Genomic DNA, 22866 nt, shown 5'->3' on the forward strand with positions numbered 1-22866 from the left:
ACCACCACCAACGGCATCACCAACACCGGCAACATCACCAACACCGGCAACATCAGCACCGCGACGCTGACCACCACCGGCAATGCGTCGGTCGGCGGGACGCTGGCGGTGGCCGGCCTCACCACCACCAACGGCATTGCCAACACCGGCACGATCACCAGCTCGGGCAACATCACCAGCGGTGGCACCGTCACCGGCGCAAGCTTGGTCTCGACCGGTTCGACCTCGGTGGGCACCAACCTCACCGTTGGCGGCACGGCCTCGATCGCTGGTGCGACCTCGATCGGCGGCACCCTTGCCGTGACCGGTCTGACTTCGACCAATGGCATCGCCAACACCGGCGCGATCACCAGCACCGGCAACATCACCAGCGGTGCCACCATCACCGGTGCGGCGCTGGTTTCGACCGGTGACACCTCGGTGGGCGCCAACCTTACCGTTGGCGGCGCTGCCTCGATCGCGGGCGCGACCTCGATCGGCGGGGCTCTGAGCGTGGTGGGCAACTACACCACCGCGGCCGGCAACATCAGCACCACCACCGGTCAGATCCGCGCCGGCAACGTGCTGATCAACCCGTCGAACAACGGGAAGATCACCGGCCTGACCGATGCCACGCTGTCGGCGACCTCGACCGATGCGGTGACCGGGCGTCAGCTCAACGCGACCAACCTCGCACTGGCTGCTCTCGATGCCCGCGTCACGCAGGACATCGACCGCCTGTTCAACCGCACCGACAAGGCCTACCAGGGCGTTGCCATGGCCTTCGCGATGAATGCTGCGCCGCTCAACCTTTCCAACGGCGAAGGCGGCATCAGCGGCGGCGTTGGTGTGTTCGAGGGCGAATGGGGCGGTGCGATCCGCGCCCAGTATGTCACCGACACCGGTGTGACCCTCGGGGCCAACTTCGGCTTCTCCGACAACTCGGTCGGCGGCGCTGTCGGGGCCGGCTTCAAGTTCTGAGCCTCACCGCAAGCCTGAATGGGGAGCGGGCCGCAGCGATGCGGCCCGCTTCTTTTTTCCTGATGCGCTGCAGCCCCTCTTGCCCAAAGCTGCGCCCCGGCTGATCCTGGACGCAGCCCGGTTGATTTCAGTGACGGTTCAGCCGATCCGATCCACCAGCCACCCGTGGCAATCCATGAAACAAAGAGGACCCCGTGCGACTTTGTGTTCTGATCGCCAGCATGTTCTTCGCTGTCAGCGCCGTGCCGGCGGCTGCCAATGGCTTCGTCAACAACCGCGCCCAATGGCTGCAACTCAGCCCAGAGGCTCAAGCCGCCTACGCCCAGGGCCTCAATGACAGCCTCAATCTCGTCTTTGCCGATGATGATCTCAACGCTGCACTGGTGAAGGTGGGCCGCACCCAATGCATGATCGAAAACAAGATCACCGCGGCCATGCTCGCCGACAAGATCAGCGCCGCTTATCGGGACGAGCGCTTTGCCCAGCTCAAGCCCGCCGCAGTCTATCTCATCCGCATCACTGACGAGTGCAAGCGCACAATCAACCAGACGCGGCTCAGCTTTGGCCTTGGCCCCATGTAACCGGGACGTAACCGGGACGTAACCGGGACGTAACCGGGCGCCGTGAGTGCGAGGCCAGGTCAACCGAGCCTCAACGCCCGGCCTTTGCACCATGCGCCGTTACAAGTCTGGGCTGATGGCGGCGGGGAGCGCAAGTCTGGCCGCATGAGGCAAGCGCCTGGGCAAGATACGCGCCGCGGCCGACCGGCCTGGCACAGCTTGCGCCCGGGCGACGTCCCCCCCTTCTCCAGGCCTATTGCAGGCGGATCATCCCGCGCTTGCCGGCCACAACGAAGCTCGCCAGCAGCACCAGCACATAGAAGGCCGAGAGCAGGTCGATCGGCTGTGGGCCGGCGACATAGCCAAGGTGCGCCAACAGCGCCCAGCCGCCCACCAGCAGCAGCACCAGGTGATAGCTCAAAGCCCCGGTCTCGAGATTGACCGCACGCATCAGCTCGTCGAGCAGCGGGTTGAGGCGGATCGCCACCACCACCCCGCCGGCAAGGCCGACGATCCCGATCACGAGCGCCACCTGCTGCGGCACCGGGCCATCGGGCGCGGCCAGCGCCAGCGCGATCAGTGCCACGCCCCACAGCGCCATCGCCACCCCGGAAAGGATCAGCGCGCGGCGCTGCTCGCGCAGTTCATCGGCGTCCTCGACATTGAGAAAGCGCGCGCCCATCTTCGGGCTGAGCGCGCCGAACAGCACCGCAAGGGCGATGAGACCATAGAGCATCCCCACCACCGCGGCGATGGTCTGCGAGGTGCCAAGGCCGCCCACCAGCGGCCCGTCGATCGTGCTGAACAGCACGTAGCTGGCGGCAAAGCCCGCCACGGCGCCGGCCAGCCCCGGGATCACCAGCTTGCGCAGCCAGGGGATGGAACGGGGGGTATCGGTCTTGCTCGTCATGCTTCGGGCTCCCAGTGATCGATGAAAAGTTCGGGCACGCTCACGCCGAACAGCCGCGCCATGCGCAGCGCCAGCGGCAGCGAGGGATCATACTTGTCGGTTTCCACCGCATTGACCGTCTGGCGCGACACGCCGAGCCGGCGGGCAAGTTCGCCCTGGCTCCAGCCGCGTGCCTCGCGGTGCTGCTTCACACGGTTTTCCACCTCGGTCCTTTCCCGGGACAAGGGCCCGGCGATGGCTGGTCTCATTGCTGCTGGCCTGGCCAGGGCTGCCCCCGCGGGAGCGAGTCGGCCAGGCTGACAAGAACTCTTTACTGCCAAACATTCTTGTCAGTCAAGAACTCTTGTCATGCCCCGGCGAATCGCCTAGATTTGTGCAGTTCGTGCAAGCGGTTGTCGCTCACCAATGGGGGTGGCCGGGCGCGCGAGCCTGTTTTTCCATGCCACAGGTGCCATCATGACCCGCTTGAGCCTTGCCGCATTCCTGAGCGCGCTTGCCTGCCTCTTTGCCCTTGCCGCGCCCGCACAGGCTGGCTGGCGCGTCGCCGAGACCGAGAACTTCATCTATTACAGCGAAGCCCCGCCGCAGGAATTGCGCCAGACCGTGGGCCGGCTCCAGACCTTCGACAAACTGGTGCGCGCGCTCACTGGCAACCAGCGCGCGTCCAGCCCGCTCAAGGTGGTGATCTTCGAGGTCGCCGACATGGACGAGGTGAACAACACCTTCCCTTACGAATCCTATGGCGTGGGCGGCTATTACAGCAGCACCCGGCAGGGCCCCTTCCTTGTCACCTTCCGCAACGTGTTGCGCACCGGGCAGGGTTCGGCCTTCAAGGCCAGCCGCCAGAGCCTGACCTGGGGCCCGGAAGTGCGCCAGCACGAATATCTCCACCACTACATGTATCAGTATTTCAATGCCAATTACCCCAGCTGGTATTCGGAGGGCTTTGCCGAATATTACGGCACCATGGCCTTCCCGGAGCCCAATGTGGTGGAGATCGGCCATGCCCCCTATTTCCGCATGGACGCGATCCGCAGCGGCGACTGGATCCATGTCGAGAAGTTGCTGACCGCCAAGTCCTATGCCGATGTCCGCGACCAGATCGGGGCGCTCTATGCCGAGGGTTGGCTGCTCACCCACTTGGCGGCCACCCGGCCCGAGCGCGGCGCGCAGCTCAAGGCCTATCTCAACGCCGTGGCCAATGGCACGCCTTATGACCAGGCGGCGCGCGAGGCCTTCGGCGATCTTGATGCCTTGAACCGCGAACTGCGCAAGTATCGGAGCGAATTCAAGGCCGTGCGCCTCTCGCTCAAGCCGATTGACGAGGCCGCGATCCCGGTGCGCGAACTCACGCCGGTCGAAAGCGAGCTGATGCGCTACCAAATCCGGCTCTATTCGGGCTTCGACTATGCGGCGCTCTCGCAGATCGTCTCGGCAACGCGCAAGATCCGCGCGGCCGAGCCCGACAACCGCATGGGTCTGCAGATCCAGGTTCAGCTGGAAAACCTCGCCCACAAGCACCAGGATGCGCTCGAGACCGCCACGCGCCTGCTGGCGCTCTATCCCGGTGACACCATCGGCCTCACCCATCTCGGCATTGCCCGTGCCGGGCTGCTCACCCCCCAGAGCAGCGAGGAGGAATGGGAGACGGCGCGCGAACCGCTGCGCGAGGCGATCGCCACTTCGGCCATCGCGGTCGAGCCGCGGGTGGCGCTGTTCCAGACCTTCCTCGATCAGAAGGTCATGCCCAGCCTCGAGGCGCAGAACCGCATGGTCGAAGCCTTCACCCTCGTGCCTTCAAATGATGACATCCGCTATCTGCTGGCGCGCGATTTCGAACAGCGCGGGATGATCGAGGATGCGATCGGAGTGATCAAGCCGGCGGCCTTCGGCGCCTTCGATGGCGATGAGCGCGAAAAGGCACGCCGGGAGAAGCAGCTTGCCCAGGCGGCCAAGCGCTATTCCAACATCTCGGCCTATGAAAGCCCGGTCGACATGCTGAAGCGCCTCGAGGCCAAGCGCGATGGCCGCTGGGACGAGGCGCGCGGGGTGATCATCGCTGCCGCCAGCAACTGACGGGCCCCCGGCCCACGCGCGCCTCCGCCCTGCGGCGATGATCGCCGCGGCGGGGGCGCGCTCGCTTTTGCGCGAAGGGCGCCGATCCGGGCCTCCTGCAAGGGGCGCGCGGCTCCGGCGGCGCGCCCCGGCCCTGCCAAAGCGATGCGGGGCATTTCCTACTTGGCGACTTTCTGGCTTGCTGGGCCTGCCGCTCCCTCCTACCCGTGATCGTGAGGTCGTCCATGCCCGGCTCTCCCCCCCGCTCTGCCCTTGGCGTGCTCTGGCGCATTCTTGGCCTTGCCGGCGATGAAGAACACCGCCGCCCCGCTGAACCCGCACCCCCTTCCGAACCTGCACCGCCCCCGCCCGCCCCTGTCCCACCGGCACCGCCGCCCGCGCCATCCCGGCCCACCCGCATCGGCCCTGAAGGCCTTGCTCTCATCAAGCGCTTCGAGGGGCTGGCGCGGCTGCGCGCCGACGGCCTTGTGGAAGCCTATCCCGATCCCGGTACCGGGGGCGAACCCTGGACGATCGGCTGGGGCGCAACCGGGCCTGACCGCTTCAACGGCGGGCGCATCACCAGGGGCACGGTGTGGACCCGGGCGCAATACGACCAGCGGCTCGATGAGGATCTTGTCCGCTATGCCGCCGAGGTTGCCGCCGCGCTCGGCGATGCGCCGACCAGCCAGAACCAGTTCGATGCCCTGGTGAGCTTCCACTACAACACCGGCGCCATCGCCCGGGCGACGCTGACGCGACGGCACAAGGCCGGCGATCATCAGGGCGCGGCGGCCGAATTTGCCCGCTGGAACCGCGCCGGGGGCAAGGTGCTGCCCGGCCTCGTGCGCCGCCGCGCCGCCGAGGCCGCGCTCTACCGCGGCGCGGTTCAATAGTCGCGCGAGGCCTGCACCAGCACCGAATCGCGCCCGATGGTCGAAACCGTGCCCAGCAGCGAAAGCCAGCTGGTGATGCGGTATTCGACCTCGGTGGCGCTGTAGCCGCGCCCATCGGTGACGAGTTCGACATAGATGTTGCGGGTGATGTTCTTGCCGATGGCGATCCCGGTCTGCCGCCCGGTGAGCGGGTCGGCGTTGACGATGCGCAGCTGATCGAGCCCGATCGAACGGCGCAGTTGACCGATCGGATCGAGCCCGGCGCCCCCGCTTTGAAGCGCCGCCAGCGCCGCGGCGAGCTGCACCGCATCGGTGGCCGAAAGCGAGGTGACCGAGCCACCGAACAGCAGCCGGGCGAGGATCTCCTCCTCGGGCAGGGCCGGCTCGCTCGAAAAGGCGATTGCCGGAGAGAGCGCGTTGCCGGTGATGGCGATGGCGACGTTGGTGCCGCTGCGCGTCGCCTCGGCGGCGATGTCGAGCCGCGGGTTGATCGGCTCGCCGGTATCGAACAGGATCCGCCCGCGGGTGAGTTCAAAGCGGGTGCCGGCAAAGGTATAGTCGCCGCGCACCAGCCGCGCGGTGCCACCGATGCGCGGATCGTCCACCGTGCCGCGCAGGGCAATGTCGATCCCCCATTCGCTCTCCAGCCCCATGCCATCGACCTCGATCCGGCCCGGCCCGGACGCATTGACGAGATAGCGCCAGGCCGCGCCCCGCGCCGAGGCCTGGCTGCGCGCCGGGGCTAGGCCATCGGCGCGGTTGATCTCGCGCGTGGCGATCACCGGCAGGGCCATGTCCTCGCCCGCCACCCCCAGCGCCCAGCGCGCGCGCTCCACCCTGACGCGCCCGGCGATGGTGCCGCCAAGCCCATCCGAGACGATCCGCAAGGGGCCGGTGAGCGTGGCATCGAGCCCATTGGCGTTGAGCAGGCGCGCGCCCTTGGCCGCGGCGCGCAGATCGAGCTGCGGCCCGCGGCCCTGGCCCATGCGCGCCAGATCGATCGTGCCGCTGCCGCTGATCGCCCCGCCCCCCGCGGTCGTCCCGGCAAAGCGCACAAGCTCGAGCCGTGAGCCGGAAAAGCGCCCGGCGAGCGCGATCTTCTCGATCCGGGTGCCGGTGAGCGCGCTGGCCAGCACCAGATTGCTGCTGCGCGCGGTGCCGATGATGCGCGGGTCAGCAAGCGTGCCGGTGGCGCGCGCGGCGAGGCTTACCGGGCCGGACAGGTCGAAGGCCTCGATCGCAGCAAGGCGCCAGAGCGCCTCGGCCGCGCCCTCATAGGCGAGCCGGGCATCGAGCCGCCCGCGCATCAGCCGCTCGCCGAGCGCCCCCTCGCGCCCGAGACCGGCGATCCGCAAGGCCACATCGCCAAGTCGCGCCTCGCCCTCGAGCAGGCGCCCGGCGGCGGTGAGGCGATCGGCCCCAAGCTCAATTACGCCGAGCACATTGACCGGCCTTGAGGAGAGCACCAGCCCGGCGCGGCTGAAACGTTCGATCTGGATGCGCGCCCGGCCTTCAGGCGGCGCGCGGAGCGCCTGGCGATAATCGATCACCCCCGACAGGCGCCCGCCAAGGCCAAGATCGGCTCCAGCAAGGTCGAATAGCCGCAGCGGCATCTGTGCCAGCTTGAGCGTGAGCCGGGTCTCCTCGCCCCCCAGCGCACCTTCGATGAGGGCAAAGCCCCCGCCAAAGCCGATCTGGCTTGGCGCGAGCTGCCAGCCGCCGCCTTCCGCCGCGGTGAGCACCGCGCGGCGCGGCATGGTGATCGCCATGCCGGCATAATCCCCCCGCAGCGCCGCAGCGATCCGCCCCGGGGCGAGTGCGGCATCGAAATTGAGCGCAAAGCGATCGGTGCGCCGCCCGGAGATGGTGCCGCGCACCGCGCCGCGGCCATCCTCGATTTGGGCCTTGGCCGAGACATTCGCGAGCCGCACGGCACCATAGGCCAGCCCGCTGCCGGAAAGCTCGGCGGCGATCCTGCTCGTCCCCTCGCCCAGCCGCCCGCTGGCCTTGAGCTCGGCGCGGGCAAGGCTGATCGGGACGGCCCCGCCGAAGGCGGCGTTGCGCGCGGCCAGATCGAGCACGAAGCCGGTCGCCCCGGCGCCCTCGGGCCGCAGCCTGGCGGTGCCGGTGATGCCCCCGCCCGAAAGGCTGAGATCGCCCGAAGGCCCGCCCGGGCCCAGCACCACCGCGCCGGCAAGGCGGGTCCGCTCGACATCGAGCCGATCGATCACGATCCATGTGGGCGCATCGGCTTCGAGCACCAGAGCCAGCGCGCCATCGAACGGCCCGAGCAGCGATTGGCCCGCGACATCGAGGCCGAAGCCCTCTGCCCGCGGCGCGAGCGCGATGCGCACGTCCTTGAGCCTCGCGGCGGGATAGGGATCGGCGAGCACCAGCACCCCGCGTGGGCCATCGGCGGCGATCTCGGCATCGAGGCTGAAGGGGCCATAGCGCGCCTGGCGCCCGCTTCCGGTGAGCACGGTGCGCGCCCCTCCCCCGGCACTCACCACCCGGCTGGTAATGCGGGCATTGAGCCGGGGCGCGCTGATCACGGCATTATCGAGCACGATAGGCGCGCCCGCGCCCAGTTGCAGCGCGCCCGCAAGGCGGATGCGTTCGCCCGCAAGCTCGACAAGGGTGGCATTGGTGATGCGGCTGAGGCTGCCATCGAGCTTCGCGGCAAGGCGCCAAGGCGCTGCCGACCCGAAGCTGGCAAGGATATTGGCCGTGGCATTGACCTCGCCAAGCCCATCGAACCTAAGGCCGCGCGCGCTGACCGGCCCGGCAAGGGCATAGGCCCCGGCGCCGACATCGCCGCGCAGCGCGAAGCGGGCATCGAGTCCGGGGAAGGTCAGCCGCGCGCCATCAATGGCGAGCCGCTGGCGGGCAAGATCATAGGTCAGCCGCCCGCCGAGCCTGCCCTTGACCAGCCGCGGATCGGCCAGCGCAAGGCCGGTGGTCACCTGCTCGACGCGCATCACCAGCGGCAGGCTGAGCACCCCTTGGGTAAGCCGGGCGCTGCCTTCCTGGCTCAGCCCCGCGGCGCGAAAGCCCGCCGTCTCGAGCCGGGCAAGCGCGATCTCGTGCTTGATCGCAAGATCGGCAAAGGGCCCGGCAAGGTTGGCCGCGAGCCGCGCGCGATCAAGCAGGAGGTCGGGGCCAAGCAGCGCCGGATCGCGCAGCGCCAGCTGCACCCGCGCGCCCCTCACCCGCTTGTCGGCAAGGTCAACCACCCCTGCGGCGCGCCCATCGAGCCCGCGCGAGACCAGCGCCGCGCGTCCCTCGATCACGCTCTTCGCAAGGGTGAAGCTGGCGGCGAGCGCGGTGGCCTTGCCCAGCGCGCGCCCGGCCAGCGTCTCGGGCCCAAGCGGCGCATTGATCTGGCCGAGCACGCCATAAACGCCGGCATCATTGCTGATGGTGAAGGCCGCCACCCGCTCCCCGCGCGTGCCTGCGCGTACCGCCCTCATGCGCTGCTCCCGCGCCTGCTCGGCGAGGACCCGCTCCCCGCGCGTGCCTGCGCGTACCGCCCCACCCGCTGGAGCCATGCGCCGCGCCAGCGCCGCCCCGCGCCAGCGCTGCCACGTGCCATCGCCGACGATCCGCGCCTCATAGCCATTGCTGAGGCCGGCAAGGCCCGCCAGCACCCCGCCCGCCGGGGCGCGATAATCGCCCTCGATATCGAAGCGGTCGCCATCGGGCTCGGCATCGATCAGAAGCCGCACCCGGTCCGCAGCGCCCAGCCGCGCCGAGGCATCGATCAGCGCGCGGCCCTGGCGGATATCGACCTTGGCAGACAGATTGGCGCGCTCCTCCCGCTGCGTGGCAAGGCCGCGGGCGATCACCATGTCCTCGATCGTCAGGCGATCGAGCCTGATATCGAAATCGGGCAGCAGCGGCGCATCGGGATCGCCGGGCAGAAGCTCGGGCAGGCGGGTGAGCCGGGCGCGGCGCGCGGTGAGTTCGCGGACATCAAGCCCGCTCCACAACCAGGCGAGCGGGCGCCAGTCGAGCTGCACCTCGGGGATGGTGAGGAACACGCCCTTGGGATCGCGCACCGTCACCCGGCGCAGCACCGCCTTGCCGAAGACATCCCCCTCGATCCGCCCGACGGTGAACCTGAGGCCCGAGGCCGGGGCGGCCGCGGCGATCTGATCGGCGATTACCCGCTTGCCGATCGGCGTCGAAAGGAAGGCGCCGAGGAGCAGCAGCGGCGCCAGCACCAGCGCCAGCGCCCAGCCGAGGCGCCTTGCCCACACCCGCGCTTGCCCCTGCCGGGCGGCGGGTGACTGCGGGGCACTGCTGTGCGCCTCACCCGCCATCAGAACGCCTGCCCGAGGCTGACATAGACCACCACCGGGCTGTCAAAGCGGGTGGGGTTGAGCGGGGTGGCAACGTCAACCCGCACCGGGCCGAAGCTGGTCTTGTAGCGGATGCCGATCCCCGCCCCGGCGCGGATCTCGCCGAAATCGGGGGTCGCCCCGCGCGCCACCGTGCCCGCATCGATGAAGGGCACGACCTCGAGCGCGCCGCCGAACAGCGGAGTGTCGATCCGCGCCTCGGCGGCGGCCTCGACGAGCGAGGCCCCGCCGATCGGATTGCCGAGGCTGTCGCGCGGGCCCACGCCCTGGAAGCCATAGCCACGCACCGAGCCGCCGCCCCCGGCATAGAGCCGCCGCGAGGGGGCAATATCGGCCGCCGCCGCGCCCTCGATGGTCGCCGCCCGCACCCTTGCGGCCAGCACCGTGCCGCCGAACGAATGGTAATAGGCCGCATCGGCCTGGGCGCGCAGATAGGCCCGGTCTTGCCCTTGCGAGCGCGAGACTTCGGGCGCGAGGAACAGCGTGGCGCGATAGCCGGTGGTGGGATCGAGCAGATTGTCGCTGGCATCGAGCGTGAGGCTACCGAACAGCCCGCCGATGAGGAAGGTGCGGCGCGGCTCGGGCGCGCCCGGGGCGATGCGCACCCGCCGATTGCGCTCGTCGGTAGAGATCAGTTCGCCGCCGAGCTGGAAGCTCACCGGCTTCTGGAACAAGAGGTTGGAGACCTTCTCGAAGGCGCCGCGCAGGCCGAACCCGCGCGAATCGACCGCGAGCGTGGTGATGTCGCTGGCATAGAGATCGGCGCTCAGCACCTGATCGCGGCCGCGAAAATTGTTGCGCCGCACCCCGATGCTGGCGAGCGCCTCGCGCGTGCCCAAGATGCCGCGCAGCCGCAGCGCGCCCTCGGGCGGAAAGAGGTTGCGATGCTCCCAGCGCCCCTCAAGCTTGAAACCATCCTCGGTGCCATAGCCGATCGCCCCGGCGATGGTGCGCAGCGGCGCGCGCTCGAGCGCGACATCGAGCGCCACCTCGCCCGGCTGGTCGCCTTGGGGCGGGCAGCTCTCGCGCGGGGTGACGGTGACGCTCGAGACCAGCCCGGTGGCGATGATCGCGCGGCGCAGATCGGTGGCCATGCTCTGGCGGAAGACCTCGCCGGGGCGGAAGCGGGCAATGCGCTCAAGGTGGCGACTTGGAAGGAAGCCCGGATCGCCGCTTTCCACCGGGCCAAAGACATATTTGCCCCCCGGGCTGACGGGCAGCACAAGATCGCCCTCGGCCCGGGCGTGATCGATCGTGAGTTCAGGCTCGGCCAGCGCCGCGAAGGGATAGCCGCTTTCGCCCAGCGCCACCCGCAGCTCGAGCTCGCGCTCGAGGATCCGGTCGGCATGAAGCGGATCGCCCGGCTGGATCGCAAAGGCCGCGCGCAAGCGGCTGGCATCGGGCTCGGCGAGCGTGCCAAGCCCGCCCAGATCGATCCGGCCAAAGCGGTAGCGCGTGCCCGGAATAACATCGAACCGCACCTGCGGCTCCTCGGCCGCGGCGCTATCCACGCCGCCCGCATCCCCGTCGCGCCGCCCGCCCGAAAGCTGGCGGATCACCGCGCCATCATAATAGCCATAGGTGCGCAGGAGATCGCCCAGCAGTTCCTCATCGGCCCGCGCTCGGGCGGCGATCTGCGGGGCGGCATCGGCCTTGTCATCGAGCGCCTCGAGCCGCGAGAGCGCGCGGAAGCGGGTGATGAACTCGGCGCGCTCGGGGAAGCTTTCGGCCGCCGGCAGGCCAAGCACCAGTGCTGGGCCGATCTGCGCCTCGGCAAGTTCGGGCAGGGCCTCGAGCACCGGGGCGGCGAGCACCGCCCGGGCTTGCTGGTCGGCCTCGGGATCGGGCGGCAGCGGCTCGGGCAGATCGAGAGCGAAATCGGCAAAGGCGGCATCGACCGCGCCTTCAAGCCCCGCAGGCGGCGGGGGCACAACTCCGGCGAGCGGATCGGCACCGTCCGGCGCCGCCTCGGGCACGGCATCCGCCCCGGCCACGCCGGAAACGGCGCGCGCGGCCCAGCCTTCCGGATCGGCGAGCGCCTCGGGCGGGATCAGCGCCTCGAGCGTGTCGGGCACGGGCGCGGGTTCGGGCGCGGCATCATCCGCGCCCTCGCCGGGCGCCTCGGGGGGCACGGACGCGGGCGCATCGGCGCTCTGGGCCGCCAGAGCGCCCGCCTGGGCCGCCTCAGCCGGGGTGGGGGCCAGTCCTGCAGCAATGGCGAGAGCGAGAAAGACCGGGCAGCGGATATCAGCTGGTCGGAAACTTGACAGGCTGGCCATCCTTGCCCCGCGCACCTGCGAAAGCCGTCTCCTCGCTCTGCCGCGGCCGGGTGGCAGCGGCGATCAGGCGGTGCTGTTCATCGGGGTCCATCAGGAGCCAGCCGTCACGGGTGAGCCGTTCGAGCGGGCGGTAACGCACCTTGTACTGCATCCGCGGGCTGCCATCGACCCAATAGCCGAGATAGACATAGGGCAGACCCTCGGCTGCGGCGCGGCGGATGTGATCGAGGATGATGTAACTGCCAAGCCCGCTGCGGGTGGGATGATCGGGCTCATAGAAGGAATAGATCATCGACAGCCCGTCGCTCTGGCGGTCGGTGAGGCAGGCGCCCACCAGCCGCCCGGGCCGCCCATCGGCGCGCGGTTCGCGATATTCGGTGACCACGGTGGTGACCGGGGTATGCTCGATCATGTCGGCATAATCGAGCTCGTCCATCGCCGCCATGCCGCCATCGGGGTGGCGCTGGCCGAGATAGCGGGCGAGCAGGGTGAACTGCTCGTCGGTCGCCCAGGGGCGGCATTCGCTCACCACCAGATCGGCGTTGCGCCGGATCTCGCGCCGTTGCGAGGCGGAAGGGCGGAACTTGTCGGCCACCACCCGCACCGACACGCAGGCCTGACAATCGAGGCAGGACGGACGGTAGGCGACCGTCTGGCTGCGGCGAAAGCCGATGCGCCCCAGCGCCTCGTTGAGCTGGTCGGCGTGGGGGCCCTTGAGTTCGGTGAACACCTTGCGTTCGCTGCGCCCCGGCAGATAGGGGCACGGCGCCGGGCTGGTCACGAAGAACCGGGGGAAGCGGATCGGTGCCGTCACGGGTGGGGCCTGTCCTTTTCTGCCGATGAATCGCGCGCTCGTGGCGTTAAGAAATTCTTATGCCTGCACCGGCCCCGCGGTAAAAGTCCCTTAACCATGAATTGCGCCGAATTTTGCCCAGACCCGCAAGGCGGCGCAGGGACGTATCATCGGAGTTGGTGCAAATCGGGGCGCAAATCGCCCCGCTACCTGCAAGCGTGCGCCCGCCCCTAGCCCAGTTCGACCAGCTGGACCGAATAGCCCTTGGCCCTGAGGCCGGCCACCAGCCGCTCGACCTGCTCGGCATCGCGCGCCTCGCATTCGATGTCGGTGATCAGCCCCTTGGCCGGCAGGGTGGTGAAGATGCGCTGGTGATAGATCTCGATGATGTTGACATTGTGCTCGTCAAACAGGCGCATGACCTTGAACAGCGCGCCGGGGCGATCCTGCAGCGTGATCCTGAGGCGAGCGAGCCGCCCCTGCCGGGCCAGATCGCGCAGCAGCACATTGGCCAAGAGGCGGGTGTCGATATTGCCGCCGCACAGGGCAAGGCCGATCGACTTGCCGGCAAAGCGTTCGGGATTGGAGAGCACCGCGGCCAGCCCGGCCGCGCCCGCGCCTTCGACCACGGTCTTCTCGATCTGCAACAGCAGCGCCACGGCCTGTTCGAGCGCGGGTTCATCGACGAGCAGGATGTCATCGACCCTTTCGGCCACCACCTGCGCGGTGAAGGCGCCGGGCTGCTTGACCGCGATACCCTCGGCCAGGGTGTCGCCGCCGCAGGGCAGCTGCGCGCCCTTGATGCGATCGAACATGCTGGGAAACAGCCCCGCCTGCACGCCCACCACCTCGATCGCGGGATTGATCGCCTTGGCCACGGTGGCCATGCCCGAGATCAGCCCGCCCCCGCCGATGGGGGTGACGATGCAATCAAGATCGGGCTTCACCTCAAGCATCTCGAGCGCCACCGTGCCGGCGCCGGCAGCAACATCGGGATCGTCAAAAGGGTGGACGAAGGTGAGGCCCAGCTCGGCCTCGAGCCGGCGGGCATGGGCATAGGCCTCATCGAAGGTCTCGCCCTCGAGCACCACCTTGCCCCCGACGCTTTCGGTCTGCATCACCTTCACCGTCGGCGTGGTGCGCGGCATGACGATCGTCACCGGCACCCCCAGCCGGGTGCCGTGGTAGGACAGACCCTGCGAATGGTTGCCCGCCGAGGCCGCGATCACCCCGCGCGCGCGCTGCTCCTCGCTCAGCAGCAAGAGGGCGTTGAGCGCGCCGCGCTCCTTGTAGGCGGCGGTGAACTGCAGGTTCTCGAACTTCAGCCAGATGTCCGCGCCGGTGATCTCCGACAGGGTGATCGAATGCATCATCGGGGTGTTGACCACCGCCCCCTTGATCCGCGCCGCGGCGGCCCGGACATGCGCGAGCGTGAGGTCAGCCGGCGAAGCGGCGGCACCCTTGGGGCTGGAAGAAGCGAAGCGCGTTGCCATGATGCTGGCGCGCTTAGAGGCTTGGCGGGCCAAGGGCAATCATCCGCGTACGCCAATCGTGCTGCAGGAACGCGCTGTGCGTGACCGCGATGATTGGCAAGCGCGCAGCAAGGCTCTAGGCAGCAGCGCAAAAGCCGCAGCGCACCTGCTGCCCTGCCCCGAGGATCGCCATGCTGCCCATCTTGTTCCGCCCGCTTGTTGCCCTTGCCGCCGCTGCCGGCGCCCTCGCGCTCGCCAGCCCCGCCGCCGCCGATACCCTGGTGGACAATGTCGATGGCATCACCATCGATGCCGAAGGCAAGGTGCGGCGCTTTACCGGCCTTGTCTATGATGACGAGGGGCGCATCCTTGCGGTGCTCGCGCGCGGGGACAAGCGCCCGCGCACCGATTACCGCATCGACGGGCAGGGCCGGGTGCTGCTGCCGGGCATGATCGATGCGCATGTCCACGTGATGGACATCGGCTTTGCCGCGCTCACGCTCGACCTTTCGGACACCTCCTCGCTTGAGGAAGCGCTGGCGCGGATCAAGGCCTTTGCCGAGGCCAACCCCGCGCGTCCGTGGATCCTCGGGCGCGGCTGGAACCAGGAGAAATGGGGGCTGGGGCGCTTTCCCACCGCGGTCGAACTCGACGCCGTGGTGCCCGATCGCCCGGTCTGGCTCGAACGGGCTGACAACCACGCCAACTGGGCCAACAGCATGGCGATCGCCGCCGCCGGGATCACCGCCAAGACCCCCGATCCGGCAGGCGGGCGGATCGTGCGCGATGCGAGCGGCGCGCCAGCAGGCGTGTTCATCGACAATGCCATCCAGCTTGTGAGCAAGGTGGTGCCCCAGCCCCGCCCGCAGGAGCGCGACCTTGCCTTTGCCGCCGCGCAGGACGCATTGCTCGCGCGCGGGGTCACCGCGGTGGCCGACATGGGCACGACGCTGGCTGACTGGAGCACCTATCGCCGCGCCGGGGATGCCGGGCGGCTGCGCTTGCGCATCATGGCCTATGCCCGCGATTTCGACACGCTCGAGCTGGCCGCCGGGGCCGAGCCGACCGGCTGGCTCTATGATGATCGGCTGCGCATGGGCGGGATCAAGCTGTTCGTCGATGGCGCGCTTGGCTCGCGCGGGGCGCTGCTCAAGACCCCCTATGCCGACGAGCCTGCCGCGCGCGGCCTTGCCCTGCTCACCCCGGCACAGCTGCGCAACCTGATGAGCCGGGCGGCGATGGCGGGTTTCCAGACCGCTGTCCACGCGATCGGCGATGCCGCCAATGGCGAGGTGCTGGGAGCGATCGAGGAGCTTTCCGAGACCTATGCGGGCGATCGGCGCTGGCGGATCGAACATGCCCAGGTGATTGATGTCGCTGACCTTCCGCGCCTCGGGGCACACGGGGTGATCGCCTCGATGCAGCCGCTCCACCAGACTTCTGACCGCACCATGGCCGAGGCGCGGCTGGGGCCGGGGCGGCTGGGGGGCGCCTATGCCTGGCGCAGCGTGCTGGCCGCCAGGGGCAGGCTTGCCTTTGGCTCGGACGCGCCGGTCGAGCCGGCTGACCCCTGGGCCGGGATCGCCGCTGCGATCAGCCGCACCGATGCGGAAGGCGAGCCCTTCGGCGGGTGGTTCCCGCAGCAGGCGGTAAGCCGCGAACAGGCGCTTGCCGCCTTCACCGCCGATGCCGCCTTTGCCGGTTTTGCCGAGGGGCGCTTTGGCCGCCTGATCCCGGGCGAGCGGGCCGATTTCATCCTTGTCGATCGCGATCCCCTGCTCGCCGCGGTGGACGAGATCCGCGCCACCCGCGTGCTCGGCGTGTGGATCGGCGGGGTCAAGGTGCGCGGCGAGTAACTACTCGGCCGCCGCGCCCTCGCCGGCGCCCTCGCCTGCCGGCGCGGTCTCGGCGGCGCGGGCGGCCCGATCCGCCTCGACCGCCTTTTCCTGAAGGCGCATCAGCAGCAGCGAGGCCTCGAACAGCAGCAGAAGCGGCACCGCAAGGATGATCTGCGAGCCGGGATCGGGCGGGGTCACCACCGCGGCAAGGGCGAAGATCGCCACGATCACATAGCGCCGCGCGCCTGCCATCTGCGCGCGGGTGATGATCCCGGCACGGTGGAGCAGCAGCAGCAGCACCGGCAGGAGGAAGGTAAGCCCGAAGGCGAGGATGAACTGCATGACGAGGCCGAGATAGTCCCCGGCACTCGGCAGGGCCTCGACCGTCAGCCCCCCGGCCTCACCCCCGAAGCCGAGGAAAAAGCGGAAGGCGGTGGGCATCACCACGAAATAGGCCAGCGCGGCCCCGGCGGTGAACAGTACCGGGGTGGCGATGAGAAAGGGCAGGAAGGCGCGCTTCTCGCGGGCATAGAGCCCCGGGGCGACAAAGGCCCAGAGCTGGTTGGCAATCACCGGGAAGCTGACCATGAAGCCCGCGAACAGCGCCACCTTGAGCTCGACAAAGAACACCTCGGGCAGGCGGGTGAAGATTAACTGGCCCTGCCCTTCCGGAAAGGCCTGCTTGAGCGGCCAGACCAGAAAGCCGAGGATCTCATCGGCGAAATAGAGGCACACGCCAAAGCCCACCGCCAGCGCCAGGAGCGAGCGGATGATGCGGGTGCGCAGCTCGATCAGGTGATCAATCAAGGGCGCGCGGGTCTCGTCGAGATCCTTGATCTCAAACATCGCCGCTGTCCCTCGGCGTTGGCGCGGGCGATGGGGGCGTCGGCGCAGGCGGAGCCGCCGGCGCCGGAGCCGCGCTGGCAGACGCATCACCGGGCGCAGGCGCCGCGGGCGCCTTGTCGATCGGGGGTGGCCCGGTCATCACCGGGGCGCCCGCCTCGGCCTCGGTCAGCGCGGCGGAGCGGCGCATGATCTCCTCGTTCTGCGCCTTCCAGCGCTTTTCCATCTCCTCAAGCTCGGCCTCGCGCACCATGGCATCGACCCCGGCGCGGAAATGGGCCGAGATGCGCCGCATCCGGCCGATCCAGCGCCCGGCGGTGCGCATCGCCAGCGGCAGGTCTTTCGGCCCGATCACGATCACCGCAACGATGATGATGACCAGCAGTTCAGCAGCGCCGATATCGAACATGGCTTGGGTGCGGCAGGGCCGCCTCCTTCAGACGCTCAGGCGCCGGTCGAATCGCGTTTGTCCGCCATCTCGGGCTCAGCCGCGGTGGGGGCGGCAGCGGGCGGCTCGATCCGGGGCTTGGGCGCCACCTCCTCGCCTTCGTTCATGCCCTTCTTGAAGCTGGCGATACCCTTGCCGAAATCGCCCATCATTTCCGAAATGCGCCCGCGCCCGAACAGCACGAGCACGACCAGCGCGATGATGAGGATTTGCCAGATGCCGATATTCATGGGGCGCAACTTTCACTCTTGGGGGGGCCTTGCATATAGGCGCCTTGGCGGCGCGATGCCACCCGCGATCGACGATCGGCGCAGGCGGCGCGGCGCTAATCCTCCTCGCCCTCGCCCGCAGCCGCGTCCGCCTCTGGCTCGTCGGGGCCGAAGCGGCCTTCCCCGCCCAGCGCGGCCTCCATCGCCGCATCGACCGGATCGAGCAACCCGGCGGTGCGCAGCTCGTCGATCCCGGGCAGATCGCGGCGGCTGGCAAGGCCGAAATGGTCGAGGAATTCAGGGGTCGTGGCATAGATCACCGGACGGCCCGGCACCTCGCGCCGGCCCACCGGGCGCACCCAGCCGGCTTCCATCAGCACGTCGAGCGTGCCGGCGCTGGTCTGCACCCCGCGGATCGATTCGATCTCGGCCCGGCTCACCGGCTCGTGATAGGCAATGATCGCCAGCACCTCGGTGGCCGCGCGCGACAGGCGCCGCACCTGCTCCTGCTCGCGCCGCAACAGGTGGGCAAGATCGGGCGCGGTCTCGAAATGCCAGCGCCCGCCGCGCTCGACGAGGTGCACCCCGCGCACGCGGTAATGCGCCGCCAGCGCCGCGAGCGCTTCGCGCACCGCGCCTTCGCCGACATCGCCCAGATGGGCGGCCAGCGCGGCCGGGCTGAGCGGCTCCTCGGCGGCAAAGAGCGTCGCCTCGAGCGCGCGTTCGAGCGCGGAGGGCTCTGCGCTCATGCCGCGCTGTCCCGCAGCCGGCGGATGCGCAAGGGGGCGAAGGCCTCCTCCTGCGCGATCTCGGCGCGCCCGCGCTTGGCCAGTTCGAGCGCGGCGACAAAGCTCGAGGCCAGCGCCGAGCGCCTCAGTTCCGGCGAGGCATGAGGCGGGAGGAAATCGCGGATCTCCATCCATTCGAGCGTCACCCCGAGCATGGCCGAGACCCGCTCGAGCGCGCTTTCGAGCGTCATCACCGGGCGCGCGGCGACGTAATAGACCCGCGGCGCGGTGCGCGCCTTGACCTGGCCATAGGCCTGGATCAGGCTGAACAGGTCCGAGCGCCAGACGATCCGGCGATCGGTGCGCAGGCCCTCGGGCGCGCCGCGAAGGAACACATCGCGTCCGATGCGGTCGCGCGCCATCAGCCGCGCGGCCGCCTCGCGCATCGCCCCGAGGCGCTGGAGCCGCAATTGCAGCCGCAGCGCCAGTTCTTCGGGGCTCGGGTCTTCCTGCTCGGCCTTGGGCAGCAGCAGCGCGGATTTGAGATAGGCGAGCCAGGCCGCCATCACCAGGTAATCGGCGGCCAGTTCCAGCTTCAGCGCCCCGGCACGCTCGATATAGCCGAGATATTGATCGACCAGCGCGAGGATCGAGATCTGCCTGAGGTCAACCTTCTGCCGCCGGGCAAGGTCGAGCAGCAGATCGAGCGGGCCTTCCCAGGCGCCGAGCTCGAGATAGAGCGCATCATCCTTCTCGCGCGGCGCGGCGCCGGCGAGCATGAAGGGAGCCTCGGCCTCGCTCACGCGGCGCTCTCCACCAACGCCAGCAGGCGATCGCGAATGGCGATGAGCTCGCGCGCCTCGGCCGCCAGCCCCGGGGCGATGCGGGTGGGGGCAAGCGCACGCGCAAGCCTCTCGGCGGTGGCCGCGGACATGGTGGGCAGCGCCGCGCAGATCGCCTCCATGTCATCAAGCCGCGCCCAGCAATTGAGGATGATGTCGCAGCCCGCATCGTGGGCGCGCCGGGCGCGCTCGGCAATCGTGCCGCCCAGCGCCTTCATGTCGATATCATCGCTGAGGAGGAGGCCGTCAAAGCCGATCCGCTCGCGGATGATGTGCTTGATGACGAAGGGCGAGAGCGTGGCCGGGTTCTCCCCGTCCCAGGCGGTGAAGACGAGGTGCCCGGTCATGCCGATGAGCGCGTGGCTGAGGCGCGCGAAAGGAGCAAGGTCATCTTCCAGCACCTCGGGCGCGGCGCTCACCACGGGCAGGGCCTCGTGGCTGTCCACCGTGCTGCGGCCATGGCCGGGCAGGTGCTTGATGCAGCCCGTCACCCCGCCCGCGGCCAGCCCTTCGAGAATCGCTCGGCCCAGCGCTGCCACCTGCATCGGGCTGCTGCCGAGCGCGCGATCGCCGATCACCTCGTGGGCCCCGGGCACGCGCAGATCGAGCGGGGGGTGGAAATCGACCGTGATCCCCATCGCTGAAAGCTCAAGCGCCATCGCCGTGGCGTTGGCGCGCGCCGCTTCGATCGCGCTGGCCGGCGCCAGGGCATAGAGCCGATCGAACGCCGCGCCTGGTGGATAGGCCGCCCAATGCGGCGGGCGCAGGCGCGCCACCCTGCCGCCTTCCTGATCGATCGCGATCAGCAGCTGCTCGCGCCCGTGAAGGCTGCGCAGATCGTCGGTCAGCGCCCGCAGTTGCTCGGGCGCGATGCAATTGCGCGCGAACAGGATGTAGCCTGCCGGATCGGCAGCGCGGAAGAAGGCGCGTTCCTCATCCGTCAGAACGGGGCCGGACAGGCCGAAGATCGCCGGAATCATGCCATGAGGTTCGCAGGCTTGCCCGCCGCCGGCAAGCCCGGCAGGCGATCACGAGCGGGGATAAGGTGACAGCTGGCGCCGATGGGCTGGGCTACTTGATCTGACAGGCAAGGCCATCGGCCTTGAGCGCGCTGCACAGCTTTTCGGCCTCGGCGCGATTGGGGGCGAGCGCCTGGAGGCGATAGACCGTGCCGCTATCGACCTTGGCCTCGACCACCCGGTGGCGCACCCCGGCAAGGGCATCGGTGCGGCGCGCCAGATCGCCCCAGCCCTGCTCGGCGCGGGCGCGGTTGCTGTAGGCGGCAAGCTGTACCGCCACCCCGCCGGCATCGCCCGCCGCTGTGGTGGCGGGCGCCGCAGCCCCGGCCGCGGCAGAGGCGGCAGGTGCCGGCGCGGCAGCAGGCGCTGAGGTCGCAGAAGCAGCGGCAGGCGGCGCTGCCACCACCGCCGGGCGCGAGCCACCCTCGCTCACCACCGGGGCGACATTGCCGGTGCCGGCGAACTGCTTGCCGCCCGGATCTTCGGGCCGTTCCTTGACCGGGCCTTCGGGCGCCGCGATCACGCCGCCCTCGGGCACGCCCTGCCCGCCCTCGGCCCTGCTGGTAAAATACCACACCGCGCCCACCGCCGCGCCCAAGAGCAGCACCAGCGCAGCAAGGAACAGCATCACCTGCCCCGGATCGAGCCCGCCCGGCTCCTCATCCTCGGCGCCGGATTCGAGCCAGGGCAGGCTGTCGGTATCGGCAAGGCCAAGCGCACCCTCGTCTGGCTCCAGTTCCTCGTATTCTGCCTCGATCATGCCTGTCCCCCGTGCCGCGCCAAGGCGCAGGCCGCTACATGCTCTCCACCGCCGTAACGCCCAGAACGCCAAGGCCGTTGCGGATCACTTGCCCGATTGCCGCGGCGAGATAAAGCCTTGCCGCGGTGAGCGCAGCGTCCTGTTCCAGGATGAAGCGCTTTTCCGGCCGGTCATTGCCGAGGTTCCAATAGGCGTGGAAATCGGCTGCCAGATCATAGAGGTAGAAGGCGATCCGGTGCGGCTCGCGGGCGCGGGCGGCCATTTCGATCTCGCGCGGGAACTGCGCCGCGCGGGCGATGAGCGCCAGCTCCTCGGCCCCCAGCCGTTCGAGCGCATGAGCCGCAGGGGCATGGCCCGCCTCGGCCGCCTTGCGCAGGGTCGATGAAATCCGGGCATGGGCATATTGCACATAGAACACCGGATTGTCCTTCGAGGCCTCGACCACCTTGTCGAAATCGAAATCCATCTGCGCATCGGGCTTGCGGGTGAGCATGGTGAAGCGCACCACATCCTTGCCGACCATCTCGACCACATCGGCAAGGGTGACGAAATTGCCCGCCCGCTTCGACATCTTGAACGGCTGCCCGCCCTTCAGCAGCTGCACCATCTGCACGAGCTTGATCTCGAAGGGCTTGGGGCTTGCCCCGTCGGCACTGGTGAGCGCGGCGACCGCGGCCTTGATCCGCTTGACCGTGCCGGCATGGTCAGCCCCCCAGATATCGACCAGCGCGTCGGCGCGCTGGGCCTTCTCGAAATGATAGGCCAGATCGGCGCCGAAATAGGTCCAGGCGCCGTTCGATTTCTTGATCGGGCGATCCTGATCATCGCCGAAGCGGGTGGAGCGGAACAGCGGCAGCACCGTCGGCTCCCAGTCCTCGGGCGGAGCCTTGCCCTTGGGCGCCTCGAGCATCCCGTCATAGACAAGGTCATGCGCGCGCAGCCAGGCCTCGGCCGCATCGACCTTGCCCGATGCCTGAAGCTCGGCCTCGGAGGAAAAGACATCATGGACGATGCCAAGCGTGGCCAGGTCGGCGCGGATCATCTCCATCATCGCCGCCACGGCGCGGCTGCGAAACAGGCCGAGCCATTCGCTCTCGGGCGCGGCGGCATAGCGCGTCCCGAACTCGGCGGCGAGCGCCGCGCCCACCGGCTTCAAATAATCGCCGGGATAGAGGCCTGAGGGGATCTCGCCGATCGCCTCGCCCAGCGCTTCGCGGTAGCGCAGGTGCACCGAGCGGGCGAGGACATCGACCTGCGCCCCGGCATCATTGATGTAATATTCGCGGATCACCTTGTGCCCGGCAAATTCGAGCAGGCCCGCAAGGGCATCGCCCACCACCGCGCCGCGGCAATGGCCCATGTGCATCGGCCCGGTGGGATTGGCCGAGACATATTCGACATTGACCGTGGTACCCGCGCCGAGGCCCGAGCGCCCGTAATCGGCCCCGAGCGTGTGGATGGCCTTGAGTTCATCACGCCACACCTCGGGGGAAAGGCGCAAGTTGATGAAGCCCGGCCCGGCGATTTCGGCGCTGGTGATCGAGGGCTGCGCGGCCAGCCGGGTGACGATCGTTTCGGCCAGCGCGCGCGGGGCCAGCCCCGCACCCTTGGCCAGCACCATCGCGGCATTGGTGGCAAGATCGCCATGGGCAGGATCGCGCGGCGGCTCGATCGTCACGGGGGCAAGGCTGGTGCCCGCAGGCAGAGTGCCCTCGGCGATCAGCTCGCCAAGCACGGTTTCGATAAGCGCCGCGTGGGCGGCATAGAGGGTCTTGGTCATGTGGGTCTCGTGCGATGGGCGCAAGCGTGCGCGCGTGCAAGAAAGCAAGCACTGCCCGCGGTCAAGCCCGACCGGGCAGCACATAGGGCGGCGGTGGCGGGGCCAGCCTGCCG

At 69.3% G+C, this 22866-nt stretch carries 19 protein-coding genes; 5 read left to right on the forward strand and 14 right to left on the reverse strand.

Annotation, left to right across the window (positions count from 1 at the left end):
* Both G524_RS16430 and G524_RS0113870 read left to right on the forward strand, forming a co-directional pair.
* A partial coding sequence (locus G524_RS16430; RefSeq protein ID WP_027444227.1) for a beta strand repeat-containing protein occupies positions 1–960 on the forward strand: 960 nt, incomplete at its 5' end.
* Positions 961–1154: 194 nt separating this feature from the next.
* A complete protein-coding gene (locus G524_RS0113870) occupies positions 1155–1541 on the forward strand; it encodes a hypothetical protein (protein WP_156894111.1) in 387 nt (128 codons plus the stop codon).
* Between the two features lie 232 nt (positions 1542–1773).
* On the opposite strand, the gene G524_RS0113875 is transcribed toward G524_RS0113870, so the two are convergent.
* Both G524_RS0113875 and G524_RS0113880 read right to left on the reverse strand, forming a co-directional pair.
* On the reverse strand, positions 1774–2430 hold the full coding sequence (locus G524_RS0113875; RefSeq protein WP_027444229.1) for a hypothetical protein: 657 nt from the start codon (positions 2428–2430) through the stop codon (positions 1774–1776).
* A complete protein-coding gene (locus G524_RS0113880; RefSeq protein ID WP_027444230.1) occupies positions 2427–2633 on the reverse strand; it encodes a helix-turn-helix transcriptional regulator in 207 nt (68 codons plus the stop codon). Before G524_RS0113880 ends, G524_RS0113875 begins: the two co-directional genes overlap by 4 nt.
* A 253-nt stretch (positions 2634–2886) precedes the next feature.
* Here G524_RS0113880 and G524_RS0113885 point away from each other — a divergent pair, with 253 nt between their 5' ends.
* Complete coding sequence (locus G524_RS0113885) at positions 2887–4506, forward strand: hypothetical protein (RefSeq protein ID WP_156894112.1); 1620 nt, start codon at positions 2887–2889, stop codon at positions 4504–4506.
* A 224-nt stretch (positions 4507–4730) separates the two neighbouring features.
* Positions 4731–5381, forward strand: a complete 651-nt coding sequence (locus G524_RS16075) for a lysozyme (RefSeq protein WP_084625201.1) — start codon at positions 4731–4733, stop codon at positions 5379–5381.
* Here G524_RS16075 and G524_RS0113895 read toward each other — a convergent pair.
* The 4 genes from G524_RS0113895 to G524_RS0113910 all read right to left on the reverse strand — a co-directional run bounded on the left by G524_RS0113895 (position 5375) and on the right by G524_RS0113910 (position 14307).
* The gene (locus tag G524_RS0113895; RefSeq protein ID WP_027444232.1) at positions 5375–9703 is read right to left on the reverse strand and encodes a translocation/assembly module TamB domain-containing protein; all 4329 of its coding nucleotides are present in this window, start codon (positions 9701–9703) and stop codon (positions 5375–5377) included. The two genes, G524_RS16075 and G524_RS0113895, sit on opposite strands and share 7 nt — an antisense overlap.
* The gene (locus G524_RS0113900) at positions 9703–12021 is read right to left on the reverse strand and encodes a BamA/TamA family outer membrane protein (protein WP_084625202.1); all 2319 of its coding nucleotides are present in this window, start codon (positions 12019–12021) and stop codon (positions 9703–9705) included. The genes G524_RS0113895 and G524_RS0113900 overlap by 1 nt, the downstream gene beginning before the upstream one ends.
* Complete coding sequence (locus tag G524_RS0113905; protein WP_027444234.1) at positions 11990–12835, reverse strand: arginyltransferase; 846 nt, start codon at positions 12833–12835, stop codon at positions 11990–11992. Before G524_RS0113905 ends, G524_RS0113900 begins: the two co-directional genes overlap by 32 nt.
* 209 nt (positions 12836–13044) lie before the next feature.
* Positions 13045–14307 carry a threonine ammonia-lyase gene (locus G524_RS0113910; RefSeq protein ID WP_027444235.1) on the reverse strand — a complete coding sequence of 421 codons (1263 nt, stop codon included), beginning with the start codon at positions 14305–14307 and terminating at the stop codon, positions 13045–13047.
* Positions 14308–14477: 170 nt separating this feature from the next.
* Here G524_RS0113910 and G524_RS0113915 point away from each other — a divergent pair, with 170 nt between their 5' ends.
* Positions 14478–16142, forward strand: coding sequence for an amidohydrolase (locus G524_RS0113915; protein ID WP_027444236.1), 1665 nt, complete (start codon positions 14478–14480; stop codon positions 16140–16142).
* On the opposite strand, the gene tatC is transcribed toward G524_RS0113915, so the two are convergent.
* The 8 genes from tatC to argS form a co-directional block, all read right to left on the reverse strand.
* On the reverse strand, positions 16143–16970 hold the full coding sequence (tatC, locus tag G524_RS0113920) for a twin-arginine translocase subunit TatC (RefSeq protein WP_027444237.1): 828 nt from the start codon (positions 16968–16970) through the stop codon (positions 16143–16145).
* Positions 16963–17376: a Sec-independent protein translocase protein TatB gene (gene tatB / locus G524_RS16080; RefSeq protein ID WP_051221305.1), complete on the reverse strand. Its 414-nt coding sequence runs from the start codon at positions 17374–17376 to the stop codon at positions 16963–16965. The genes tatC and tatB overlap by 8 nt, the downstream gene beginning before the upstream one ends.
* A 35-nt stretch (positions 17377–17411) precedes the next feature.
* Positions 17412–17645 carry a twin-arginine translocase TatA/TatE family subunit gene (gene tatA, locus G524_RS0113930; RefSeq protein ID WP_027444238.1) on the reverse strand — a complete coding sequence of 78 codons (234 nt, stop codon included), beginning with the start codon at positions 17643–17645 and terminating at the stop codon, positions 17412–17414.
* 95 nt (positions 17646–17740) lie between these two features.
* On the reverse strand, positions 17741–18373 hold the full coding sequence (gene scpB / locus G524_RS16085; RefSeq protein ID WP_036858067.1) for an SMC-Scp complex subunit ScpB: 633 nt from the start codon (positions 18371–18373) through the stop codon (positions 17741–17743).
* Positions 18370–19131 (reverse strand): segregation and condensation protein A, encoded by a 762-nt coding sequence (locus tag G524_RS16090; RefSeq protein WP_051221319.1) that lies wholly within the window; start codon positions 19129–19131, stop codon positions 18370–18372. Before G524_RS16090 ends, scpB begins: the two co-directional genes overlap by 4 nt.
* Before the next feature lie 20 nt (positions 19132–19151).
* A complete protein-coding gene (nagZ, locus tag G524_RS0113945) occupies positions 19152–20174 on the reverse strand; it encodes a beta-N-acetylhexosaminidase (protein WP_027444239.1) in 1023 nt (340 codons plus the stop codon).
* A gap of 91 nt (positions 20175–20265) precedes the next feature.
* Positions 20266–20973 carry an SPOR domain-containing protein gene (locus tag G524_RS0113950; RefSeq protein WP_027444240.1) on the reverse strand — a complete coding sequence of 236 codons (708 nt, stop codon included), beginning with the start codon at positions 20971–20973 and terminating at the stop codon, positions 20266–20268.
* Between the two features lie 34 nt (positions 20974–21007).
* Entirely contained in the window at positions 21008–22753 is a 1746-nt protein-coding gene (gene argS, locus G524_RS0113955; RefSeq protein WP_027444241.1) for an arginine--tRNA ligase, read from the reverse strand.
* Positions 22754–22866 lie beyond the last annotated feature (113 nt).

It is taken from the genome of Erythrobacter cryptus DSM 12079 (assembly GCF_000422985.1).
Lineage (GTDB): Bacteria > Pseudomonadota > Alphaproteobacteria > Sphingomonadales > Sphingomonadaceae > Erythrobacter > Erythrobacter cryptus.